The sequence below is a fragment of the Streptomyces sp. SID5464 genome (assembly GCF_009862985.1).
Lineage (GTDB): Bacteria > Actinomycetota > Actinomycetes > Streptomycetales > Streptomycetaceae > Streptomyces > Streptomyces chartreusis_D.
Genome location: NZ_WWIQ01000053.1, coordinates 1 through 246 on the forward strand (window position 1 = coordinate 1; position 246 = coordinate 246).

Here is a 246-nt window from a genome sequence, read left to right on the forward strand (position 1 = left end):
CATGGTCCTCAAACCCGCCCCCCAGACCCCACTGTCCTCCCTGGCCCTGGCGGAGATCCTCACCGAAGCGGGTCTGCCGGCCGGCGTGCTGAACGTCGTGCCCACCACCGACGCCGCCGGCGTCGTCGAGCCCCTGCTGCGCGGCGGGCAGATCCGCAAACTCTCCTTCACCGGCTCCACCCAGGTCGGCCGCATCCTGCTGGCCCAGTGCGCCGGCACCGTGATCCGCACCTCGATGGAACTGGG

1 protein-coding gene is annotated in these 246 nt (G+C 71.5%); it reads left to right on the forward strand.

The window, feature by feature from the left end:
* Window positions 1-246: aldehyde dehydrogenase family protein (locus tag GTY47_RS25660; protein WP_010047875.1), on the forward strand; the 246-nt coding region annotated here is incomplete at both ends.